Origin of the sequence: Alkalihalobacillus deserti (assembly GCF_020734105.1) — a bacterium.
Taxonomy (GTDB): domain Bacteria; phylum Bacillota; class Bacilli; order Bacillales; family Bacillaceae_D; genus Halalkalibacter; species Halalkalibacter deserti.
Genome location: NZ_JAJAFR010000027.1, coordinates 25,676 through 35,185 on the forward strand (window position 1 = coordinate 25,676; position 9,510 = coordinate 35,185).

The 9,510-nt window shown below is 33.7% G+C and carries 11 protein-coding genes and 2 rRNA genes; 5 read left to right on the forward strand and 8 right to left on the reverse strand.

The window, feature by feature from the left end; all coding sequences use genetic code 11:
• Positions 1 to 111: 111 nt before the first annotated feature.
• From mgtE to moaC, 3 genes are all read left to right on the forward strand, one after another.
• Entirely contained in the window at positions 112 to 1,473 is a 1,362-nt protein-coding gene (gene mgtE / locus LDX58_RS23570) for a magnesium transporter (RefSeq protein WP_227939924.1), read from the forward strand.
• Positions 1,474 to 1,777: 304 nt separating this feature from the next.
• The gene (locus tag LDX58_RS23575; protein ID WP_227939925.1) at positions 1,778 to 2,377 is read left to right on the forward strand and encodes a DedA family protein; all 600 of its coding nucleotides are present in this window, start codon (positions 1,778 to 1,780) and stop codon (positions 2,375 to 2,377) included.
• A 326-nt stretch (positions 2,378 to 2,703) separates the two neighbouring features.
• Positions 2,704 to 3,189, forward strand: coding sequence for a cyclic pyranopterin monophosphate synthase MoaC (gene moaC / locus LDX58_RS23580; RefSeq protein WP_227939931.1), 486 nt, complete (start codon positions 2,704 to 2,706; stop codon positions 3,187 to 3,189).
• 298 nt (positions 3,190 to 3,487) lie between these two features.
• Here the strand turns inward: moaC and LDX58_RS23585 are convergent, their stop codons facing one another.
• The gene (locus LDX58_RS23585; protein WP_227939933.1) at positions 3,488 to 3,901 is read right to left on the reverse strand and encodes a hypothetical protein; all 414 of its coding nucleotides are present in this window, start codon (positions 3,899 to 3,901) and stop codon (positions 3,488 to 3,490) included.
• A 246-nt stretch (positions 3,902 to 4,147) separates the two neighbouring features.
• Here LDX58_RS23585 and LDX58_RS23590 point away from each other — a divergent pair, with 246 nt between their 5' ends.
• Positions 4,148 to 4,453, forward strand: coding sequence for a hypothetical protein (locus tag LDX58_RS23590; protein WP_227939935.1), 306 nt, complete (start codon positions 4,148 to 4,150; stop codon positions 4,451 to 4,453).
• 496 nt (positions 4,454 to 4,949) lie between these two features.
• On the forward strand, positions 4,950 to 5,105 hold the full coding sequence (locus LDX58_RS23595; RefSeq protein ID WP_227939937.1) for a hypothetical protein: 156 nt from the start codon (positions 4,950 to 4,952) through the stop codon (positions 5,103 to 5,105).
• Between the two features lie 514 nt (positions 5,106 to 5,619).
• Here LDX58_RS23595 and LDX58_RS23600 read toward each other — a convergent pair.
• From LDX58_RS23600 to LDX58_RS23630, 7 genes are all read right to left on the reverse strand, one after another.
• Positions 5,620 to 5,880 carry a hypothetical protein gene (locus LDX58_RS23600; protein ID WP_227939939.1) on the reverse strand — a complete coding sequence of 87 codons (261 nt, stop codon included), beginning with the start codon at positions 5,878 to 5,880 and terminating at the stop codon, positions 5,620 to 5,622.
• A 295-nt stretch (positions 5,881 to 6,175) separates the two neighbouring features.
• Positions 6,176 to 6,391: a hypothetical protein gene (locus LDX58_RS23605; RefSeq protein WP_227939941.1), complete on the reverse strand. Its 216-nt coding sequence runs from the start codon at positions 6,389 to 6,391 to the stop codon at positions 6,176 to 6,178.
• Between the two features lie 147 nt (positions 6,392 to 6,538).
• The gene (locus LDX58_RS23610) at positions 6,539 to 7,024 is read right to left on the reverse strand and encodes a hypothetical protein (protein WP_227939943.1); all 486 of its coding nucleotides are present in this window, start codon (positions 7,022 to 7,024) and stop codon (positions 6,539 to 6,541) included.
• 87 nt (positions 7,025 to 7,111) lie between these two features.
• The gene (locus LDX58_RS23615) at positions 7,112 to 7,975 is read right to left on the reverse strand and encodes a metallophosphoesterase (protein WP_227939945.1); all 864 of its coding nucleotides are present in this window, start codon (positions 7,973 to 7,975) and stop codon (positions 7,112 to 7,114) included.
• A 176-nt stretch (positions 7,976 to 8,151) separates the two neighbouring features.
• Entirely contained in the window at positions 8,152 to 8,847 is a 696-nt protein-coding gene (locus LDX58_RS23620) for a VanZ family protein (protein ID WP_227939947.1), read from the reverse strand.
• Between the two features lie 306 nt (positions 8,848 to 9,153).
• Positions 9,154 to 9,269 (reverse strand): 5S ribosomal RNA (rrf, locus tag LDX58_RS23625).
• Between the two features lie 116 nt (positions 9,270 to 9,385).
• Positions 9,386 to 9,510, reverse strand: a 23S ribosomal RNA gene (locus LDX58_RS23630); the annotation flags it as partial.

A 9,510-nucleotide genomic window follows, 5' to 3' on the forward strand; every position in this document is an offset into this window, starting at 1 on the left:
AGGTGCATGTATGGGTAGAAAATCAGAACCAGACCCCATTTATTATCAAATAGAAAAAATCCACATGCACCTAGCGGCCTGTGGTGACTCAATTTAGAAGGAGGTCAAACCATGGTCAAACTTAACAAAGATACAAGAGAAGAATACGCAAATCATCTACTTCAATTAATTAAAGAGAATGAACTTGAACAATTTCAAGAGGAGTTCCTTCAGCTTCATCCTACAGATCAAGCCGACATTTATTTAACTCTTGAAAAAGAAGATCGGCAAAGCCTTTATCAAATGATCTCTGCAGAAGAAATGGCTGATGTGTTCCAAGCTCTTGAAATTGAAGAACAAAAAGATCTTATTACAGAAATCGATCACCATTATGCGGCGGAAATGATTAACCATTTGTATGCAGACGATGCCGCTGACTTTTTAGCCGAATTAGAACAAAATGAAGCTCTTAAAATCTTAACTGCTATGAACCTAGAAGACGCTAATGATGTAAAGGAATTAATGGCTTATCCACCCAAGACGGCTGGAGCTATTATGACAAAAGAATTTATCTCCCTTACCTCAACCGATACGGCTCAACAAGTCATTGAACAATTAAGAGAAGATGCTCCTAATGCTGAGACGATCTATTATTTATATGTCGTCAATAAACAAAATCAATTAGTCGGTGTTGTTTCCTTACGAGACCTAATTACGGCTCAATCACATGAATTAGTAGAAGATTTGATGAGTCCGAGAGTCGTATCGGTTGTCTCTACGACTGACCAAGAAGAAGTCGCAGAGATGATTAAAAAATATGATTTCTTAGCAGCTCCTGTTGTTAACCCTGATGGTATACTTTTAGGGATTGTAACAGTTGATGATGTTATTGATGTTTTAGAGGATGCAGCAACGGAGGATTTAGGGGATTTCACCGCTTCCCGCGGAGCAACAGATGTGAATGTTTCTGCTTTTAAAGCAGCAAGGTTACGAGCTCCCTGGATTGTTCTTTTAATGTTCTTTGGACTAATTACCGCTGGAGTAATTGATCAATTTGAAGATACACTAAATCAGATTGTATTGCTAGCAGCTTTTATTCCTTTATTAATGGGGTCGGCTGGAAACGCAGGGACACAATCTCTAGCCGTAGTCGTCCGAGGGCTTGCACTTGGTACTCTTGAAAAGAAAGGTTTATTTAAAACATTATTAAGAGAGTTTAATACCGGTATGATGATTGGATTAATCTGTGCTCTAGCCATTCTAATCATTATCCCTGTTTTCTACGGGAGCTTTATACTGGCTGTTATCGTCGGGACTTCGATCTTTTGTTCGTTAAGTGTTGCGACTGTAGTAGGAGCCATTGTCCCACTAATTATTAGTAAACTTAAATTAGATCCTGCTTTTGCATCTGGTCCCTTTATTACGACAGTCAATGATACTTTAGGTTTGATCATTTACTTTTCAATTGCGACATCCCTACTTGGTTTTTTATAAATAGGATTTCCCCAACTTTCTCTCAGCAATGCCGAGTCGTTACTAAAGGCGAGTGAGCAGTTGTCAAGCCATTGCAACTCTTTTAATAAAGCAGGTAATTAGAGCTTTTCTTCTAGACATTTCATTTTTTGCTTTGGCTATTAGGACGTGATAATGTTGAACACGAACATTAAGGTAAAAGAGTAACTCAGGTCCAATTTAAAACATGAGTTACTCTTTTTTTCATACATTGTTCTCGAACAACTCGTTTCTTTCTTTAATATTAGCTATAATTAGAACAAGCCCTACAGAACAGGAAGATAAAATGGAACTATTAAAGCATCTTATTTTTGAATATGGCTATTGGGGGATTTTTCTGGCTCTAGTTGGTGGAATAGTGGGACTCCCTGTCCCTGATGAAATCTTGTTAGTCACCATAGGATACTATGCTTATCTTGGCAGAGTCGACATTTATACGGCGTTAGTAAGTTCTTATCTAGGCTCTATTATTGGCATCACGATTAGCTATCTCCTCGGTACAAAATTGGGTTTACCGTTTCTTTTGAATTACGGTGAAAAAATACGTCTTACTCCTACACGGGTGCACAAAGCACAACAGCTTTTTTTCAAACATGGCAAATGGTTATTAGTCATTGGTTATTTTATTCCCGGGGTTAGACATTTAACAGGTTATCTAGCAGGCATTGCTCGCATGCCTCTTCGGACTTTTATGATATATTCTTACGTTGGTGCTTTGTTCTGGGTTACATTATTTGTTGTGACTGGCTACGAGCTCGGAATAAAGTGGTATTATTTAAAACAATCGTTTGAGACCTATAAAATCATCATCTACTTTAGTGTTTCCGTTCTTTTATCGATTGTTGCATTGCTTTTCTTTTTTAGAACGAAGAATAAAAAACGTTAGTTCAGCCTAATCGGTTTCGTTCAAAGGTGCATTGCAACTATTCAACAAAAAAAAAAATGAATTAGATCAGAGCTTTGGAATTCCCCTAAGCTCTTTACTATTTTTTCATGTAAACTAAAAAGCTCTAAATAATGAAAATCGATGCTAACTTACACATTCCCCCATTTGTTTAAAACCAAACTTAGGGTGAAAGTCTAAAACACTTTTATTTGCAAAAAGATACATCGTACGTAGAAGCAGCCTTTACAAAAAGATTCAAGGAGCACTAGTAGATGCTTTCCTTGTCCTTACGCCTACAAATAAGATATTTATTAGGAGTTGATCATATGAGTAATTTTACACATTGGAATGAAGAAGGACGACCTAAAATGGTTGATATTACCGAAAAAAACGAGACTACTCGTACTGCCGTTGCTCAAAGTACGATTATTTTTAAAAAAGAGCTGTACGAGGCTATCCAAAACCAACAACTCAAAAAGGGTGACCCTTTACAAGTATCACAAATCGCTGGAATTATGGCTGCTAAAAAAACATCTGATCTTATTCCGATGTGCCACCCTATTCAAATAAAAGGAGTAGATTTTACATTTGAATATAAGGAAGCGGATGATCAACACCATTTAATCATCCAAGCCTCTGTTCGTTGTAACGGTAGCACTGGAGTTGAGATGGAAGCTTTAACAGCCGTATCAGTTGCAGCCCTTACTTTTTACGATATGTGTAAGGCTATTGATAAAAGTATTTGTATAAAAGAAACTATGTTAATAAGCAAAACAGGCGGAAAAAACGGGGATTATCATTTATTTAAATAAATGTTTGTTTAAAAGGGGGATCACTTATTACCCCCTCTAAACAAACAGTTTAAAGTAGAGCGTCCTAGCCAAGTATAGGTAGCTGATATTACGTATATATGGAAAAGTAATAGTTGGTTATATTTAGCCTCAATTATGGATCTTAAGCGAATCCATTCGACTATTCATCATATGTCATTCTTTTAAAATGTTCTTCTTTCTCTTTTAGTCATAATTGATTCACTCGCTACCCTTGAACATTAGCACCCCATTTGGTGTATATTCCTCGATAGCAACTGCTTTTAGAGCAATTTCAACGTTACTTTAATAAAATGTTTTTAAGTGTATTTGTATTATCTTTATCTAATTCCCCATAACTTTCGTTTTCATTATTGCTACCAATTGTTGCTGTACCTGCATTTTCGTTAAACCAAATTTGATATTCAACTAGTCTTTCAGGCATATTTTCATCAAAAGTGTAAAACAAAGTCGTTTCCACATCTGGTTTCCTATCTATATTAACCACTTTATCATCCCATTTGATTTGTTTAAATGCCTCCCTTAACAACTCTAATAATTCGTTATCCGTTATCATTATGGCTTCATTGTGATTTTCTTCTGTATCCATTTTTTGAACATCAACTCTTATTAATTGCCCCTTTTCTTCTCTCATACAGCCGACCAATAGCACTATAAAAACCAAAAGAAAAGTGAAATTTATTATCTTTTTCATAAAACACCTCCATAAACTTAGACGTTTACGTTTACCTTATATATAGTTCCATCTTTTCTAGCTTAACAGGAAAAAACTGAACAACTCTTATATCACCCTTGCACCCGTTAATAAAAAATTTTTCAATAAAAATGAACTTGCCACTATCTTCAGAAGTTACTGGATAATCAATCTAGCCCATAATTCTTTGATCATTTTTCATTATGTTACAAACTGAAAACCTTTAAAAAGGAGTAAAATATAAATATGGTATATGTTACCTGTCGATTATTTTACGAAATAGCAATAAACAAATCAATTAAAAAGTGTAGAGAAACCCATACTACAACAAATACAAAAACGAAGATTAGAACGAAAGTAGGTGTAACAATGAAAGAACTAAAGATAAAAGTAAGCCAAGAGGTAGAAGATAAATTAAAAGCGATTGCTCAGAAAAAGGATCTAACAATAGAGGATGCGGCTACCCTTGTACTAACGCAGTACACCGCTCGTTACATCAATCTAATACAGCGTTTTAGAAAGAGACAAATAGGTAATATAAAACATGACTGATATAAAGATGAGAAACTGTTACCAAAATCAATTATTTTTTGAAATCTTCATTGAATATCTCTTCTTCAATAGTTCAATAAGAAAAAAAGAGCTGATGATCAAACATCTCTCAATATAAGATACTTATTTAAAAAGCCCTGTATTCTGTTTACATATAAACAATTAATAACTAATATGTCAAGAATATGACTATTAGCTGCACTGAAAACGTCCATTTGAAAACGCTCTTGTTCTGATGTTCTACCATAAGAAAACAAATGTTTTTGTTCCACTATTCTGGCGCTTATTTACAGTATGATTATTGAACGTATTCAACGTATGTAATGATAAAGGCTGTACTCTATTAACTTTTATGAAGTTTTTCGAACAGACTGTATATAAGATACCCTTAAGTTCAATAACAACCGGTGTTGCCATACTTGAAAAATTTCCCTCTTATTTTTTTTGAAAATATGACTGAAAATAAAGAAGAAATTTAATTAAGGAAGTGATGCCAGTGTTTGAAAATAATCCTGAAGAAGTTGATCAAATTGTTCAAAAAGCAAAAGCTGAAGATGAAAATGCGAAGAATGCAACAGAAATTGTCAATGATGCAATCTCTAAGATGAATCCACAACGAAATCAAGAAGATAAATCTCAGAATCATCGTTAGAAGTCACAAGAGGACCCTCATTTAAAAAGGTAAGTAGCTATTATGCTACTTACCTTTTTTGATAACAGATGTGATGTTCTTATGCAGGCATTGCAAGCCGTTAGCAAAACACTTTAGGTTATTAAATAAAGAATTGTTAATTGTTTTTTTCACGCTTTTTAGCTAAATACATTGCTGCATCAATACTTTTTATAAGTTATTTACTATATATTAACCATCAGTAGGAAACAGACTTATTTCTATGCTACAAGAAATAAAGAATTCTTCGTTATCTTATGAAAATAAATTTCTTCCAATTTGTTCGATTATGAAAAACGTTTGTTGAAGTATTCTGCTCGTTAGCACAATAACAAAAGGCACTGATCGTTGTTAAAGTAGCACACACTTTACTTGAATTAGAAACTTTATGCGGTAGAGCGACATTACGAAACAGGTACTTCGATGATTTACAAGTATGAAAATTTCGAGGTATAAACCTCAAGGCATAAAAAAGAGGAGAGAGTTTCTCTCCTTGTTATTGAGGTTCATGTCCGATAATTGGCGAACCAGTTGAAGTATGTTCATTTACCCAATCAAGAGATACCTTTGAAACGGCTGACCAATTAGGGATTTGGTTGCTATGTTGCTCTACCCAACTCATACAATATTGTGGGTCTATGCTCTTTTCTCGGCATTGTGCTAAGAAAGACTGAATGTTTTCCTCATTACAATTTTCCCATGAACCACACATTTCGGCCCAAATGCGTTCCATTTCCTGTTTGATATCGTTTGCCATATTTGATTCCTCCTTGATTTAAATCAGACAAATTAAGTTTGTCCAAGGAGAAGAAATATATTACAGAAGAGGTTCGATGTAGACCGAAACAATTTGATCTTTAAGGAGATTAATATCACAGTACGTTCATTATCTGCTTATTGAAGTAACCTGCTACAATAGTCGAATAACCCTTACTACATTTAGTCTTAACGTTAATCTCCTTACTTGGGAGGTAAAAGGAAAAAGCGTTCCTGCTTATGAAAGAAACGCACCCGTTACTTTAAGTACAATGATTCACAATATCAGAAATTCCTTAATCCTGTTTGTTACTTAATAACTCTTCCATATTCTTTTCTAATTCTTCAATTCTGGTTTCCTGTTTTATAAAAAATGTAATTAACACTGCTAATACGAATGCAATAACAATAATTAAAGCCCAAATGTTTTCTACTATAAGACCGAGGAAGAAAAATGCAAAAATCCAACAAATAACTATACAAGCCAAAAATGCACCAATAAATTCTTTCAATTTTAAATACCTCCTTCATATCATAAATAATCTTTTATAGTAAATTAACATTCCTATTGTAATTTCTTATTTAGCGCAAGAAGAAAAGGAACTGCCGCAACGACAACTCCAATTATTCCGTTCAAGCACCCTTTAGTTTAAAATTACTTATTTAACTGTTACAGTTTTATCAAAAGATATTCCTAAAAAACTGTATTTTATATTTACTGTTTCTATCTCTTTGTTATGGATAACACTAATTCCATAACTTTTATCATCAGTTGTAGCTGTGCCATTATTTACTTTTTCTAACTGTGCAGAAGGGGATGTGTTAGGCTTGATTGTTACATTTTCAATATCGTGAATTCCGTATTCTTTTGCCTCTTCATCGAAAGTATCAGTAATAATAAAACCCTTTAATGGATTACTAACCTGCATTTTTAAATTTAATGGTTCTTCATTACCGTTCACCAATACATTATCAACCTTCACCTCAGCAAAACCTTTATTTCCAATTTCCACAACAACTGCATTATAGTCGTTTGTCGCACCAACAATCCCACTTACTAATGGTGGATTGAATTTAATAAAAGAAAAAATTCCAACTAATATAACTGCAATGATTATAATAGAAAACATGATTATTTTTCTCAAGTTTCTCACCCCTCCTTGTTAAAATTTTACCATATAAACCCATCATACTTGTTAAACATAACTGTCCTTTACTTCAATAAGAAATAACTACTTATTACTTTTTAGAGTAATTTCAATTACTTCTGGTCGATTATTTATTCTAAGAGGAACTGGATTGTTACCCAAACCTCTACTTACAACCATTATTGAGTTTACTTTACGAAACAAACCACCATCATATTCTGGGAAAAATCCCTCTGTTGAAACAATTCCTCCGATAAAGGGCAGAAGTATCATTCCTCCGTGAGTATCACCAGAAAAAACTATATTTGCTCCCCAATCAGCATATTCATCAAAATAAAAGGGTCTATGCGAAAGTAAAATATTTACTTCGTTCTCACTCGTTTCACCTAACCGTTCTTCAATTTGAATTTCTCCTGACAAGTGTTCCTTTAACCCATATAAGTTAATCTTTGCATCCTGTTCTGTGATAGTTGTTTTTTCATCGTTCAGAACTGTAACACCAAGATCACTTAATCTTTCTTCGTATGCTTCTTTAGTACCTTCTTTTTGATACTTATTTCTATCTTCGTAATACAAACCTTCTTCGTGTTCACCAGTAACATAATAAGTCGGATAATTATAGTTTAGATTTTCAAGCAACTCTATTAGAACTTCTCCGTTATTTGGTATGTCTTGCGAGTTATTTAACATATCACCAGTTATAACAATTATATCTGGCTTAATTTTATTGATTTTATTAACCAATCTCTTGTTTCCTTCTCCAAATTCTTTATTGTGCAAATCCGATAACTGCACGACTTTAAAACCACCAAATTCCTCTGGCAAGTCTTCTAAAAGAACAGTTTCCTTTGAAACCGAAATCCAATTGAGTTGTAAAAAGTAATAAACTACTAAAAAGATTAAGATTGCTAAGCTGATTACTAATTTTTTTCTACGTCTTTTAACCATTATTTCCTCCTGTAAAAGCCAATGACTTACTTAAACTAACCTGCCTTTGATAGTTGAATAAGCAATAGGAGATGCCAAATTGACAACTCCTTGTTCCACTCTAGCACCCGTTACTTTAAGTACAATACTTCACAATCTCCGTCGTCAATTAAACAAAAAAGCGATGCCCTATTGTTTTAGTTTAATGTCGAGACTTTATTGTTTGTGATTTTGTTTAAAATGAGTTTTTTGTAAATAATAAAAATCAGAACTCCGACTATTCCACCTGCTGTATTTAATATGACATCATCAATATCAACAGCACGATGACCTCCTTCAGAGTACAAATATCCCGAAACACTAAAGTTTATCAAAAACTGAAATACCTCGATACACAATGTAGTAAATAGTATAGTTAAAACTACTTTATATTTGTTGGTTAATATTCCTAATGATAATAATGCAAACGCCAACGGTAACAACAAAAGGAAATTCCCAATGGTTTGTATAATTGTTACAGGTGCAACAACTGTTCCAAATAAATCATTATAGATTGTATAGAAGGGAATTAAATTTATTTTTTCCATACTCACAAATGGATTACCTATATATTCCTGATTGAAATAATAAGAAATATCAACATAAGTTACATATGAATGTAGTACGAATAGATATAGGATAAGTGCAAATAAAATCATAAATTCCAAAATACTTTCGACTGCTGATTTACTAATTATCCATATAGCTATTAACATTATCAGTCCAAAATTCACTAATAAATCCAAATAATCTAATAACCCAGCTCCTTCATATATACGAGCTTGGTAAGCATATATAAAGTAAATCAACACAGCTAACAAACTATACCACTTATTTAATTTTTCCCCTAACATTTTCATTTCTCCTTCTCTACTTAAAATCCATTCAAATAATGCTAATATCTTTTTAATTTGAAGACACTCTTTTTTCAGTATCCTACCAGTTAGTTGAGAAACTACACTACATTGTTTATAAAAAACAGCCTTACAGCATGTGATGTACAAATTTTTTTATTTGCTTGGAACACTTCTCTCGCCATTTCTCTTCTGTTGGGAAGATTGACATGGTGTTTCCATCGGCACACTCAAATAAGCCTCGGCGCCTAAAAAATTATATTTATACACATAAAAAAACACAACCCATTGGATTGTGTTTTATCAGCCTGGCAACGTCCTACTCTCACAGGGGGAAGCCCCCAACTACCATCGGCGCAAAAGAGCTTAACGACCGTGTTCGGCATGGGAACGGGTGTGACCTCTTCGCTATCGCCACCAGACTATAAGGTATTTTAAATAAAATACAATTGAAAGAAGCAAGCTTCTCTCAAAACTAGATAATGCAAATTAGAAACATTGTCATATTTATTCAAAATATGACGTCAAGAATTATATATTGGATAAGTCCTCGACCGATTAGTATCTGTCAGCTCCACGTGTCGCCACGCTTCCACACCAGACCTATCAACCTCATCATCTCTAAGGGGTCTTACTGGATTAATCCATGGGAAATCTCATCTT

Excerpts from the sequence above, each read along its gene's own strand:
- LDX58_RS23620 (WP_227939947.1), bottom strand. The coding sequence starts at position 8,847 with ATGTTAGGGGAAAAATTAAATAAGTGGTATAGTTTGTTAGCTGTGTTG.
- mgtE (WP_227939924.1), top strand. The coding sequence starts at position 112 with ATGGTCAAACTTAACAAAGATACAAGAGAAGAATACGCAAATCATCTA.
- LDX58_RS23590 (WP_227939935.1), top strand. The coding sequence starts at position 4,148 with ATGGTATATGTTACCTGTCGATTATTTTACGAAATAGCAATAAACAAA.
- LDX58_RS23575 (WP_227939925.1), top strand. The coding sequence starts at position 1,778 with ATGGAACTATTAAAGCATCTTATTTTTGAATATGGCTATTGGGGGATT.
- LDX58_RS23585 (WP_227939933.1), bottom strand. The coding sequence starts at position 3,901 with ATGAAAAAGATAATAAATTTCACTTTTCTTTTGGTTTTTATAGTGCTA.
- LDX58_RS23600 (WP_227939939.1), bottom strand. The coding sequence starts at position 5,880 with ATGGCAAACGATATCAAACAGGAAATGGAACGCATTTGGGCCGAAATG.
- LDX58_RS23615 (WP_227939945.1), bottom strand. The coding sequence starts at position 7,975 with ATGGTTAAAAGACGTAGAAAAAAATTAGTAATCAGCTTAGCAATCTTA.
- moaC (WP_227939931.1), top strand. The coding sequence starts at position 2,704 with ATGAGTAATTTTACACATTGGAATGAAGAAGGACGACCTAAAATGGTT.